Source organism: Monashia sp. HAY1-2A (genome assembly GCF_056755315.1).
In genome coordinates this window covers 1-336 of sequence record NZ_JBNDHY010000339.1, presented here as the reverse complement: position 1 = coordinate 336, position 336 = coordinate 1, and the positions used below count along the sequence as shown (strand labels likewise).

Annotated in this window: 1 protein-coding gene; it reads right to left on the bottom strand. The window is 59.5% G+C overall.

Annotated features, from left to right (window positions below):
• Positions 1-328 (bottom strand): SURF1 family cytochrome oxidase biogenesis protein (locus tag ACPYOM_RS22200; protein WP_481347620.1); only part of this gene is annotated, 328 nt, incomplete at its 3' end.
• Between the last annotated feature and the right edge of the window lie 8 nt (positions 329-336).

The window sequence follows — 336 nt, the reverse complement described above, 5'->3', positions numbered from 1 at the left end:
GCGTAGGAGCGTCCTGGACCGCGAAGGCCGTGACGATCCAGAAAACCTTTTGGTTGTTGTACAGCCTGCCTTCGACCAGGACCTGTTTGGCTGGATCGTAAGAGCCGGTGGCCGTGACCATCTGGTCGGAGACCGAGCCAGGGAAGAATTGGCCCGGCCGCAGGACATCAACCAGGGGTTTGACTACTTCAGTGGTGGAAGCAGCAGGGCTCTCGTGCTGGGTGGACCGGCTGAGCTGCCATTGGCTGAGCAGCACAAACACCCCGGACAACACAAGCGCAAAGACCAGTCCTGCGATCCAGCGGGGTTTGAGAGCGGTTTTCAACACCCCTTAAC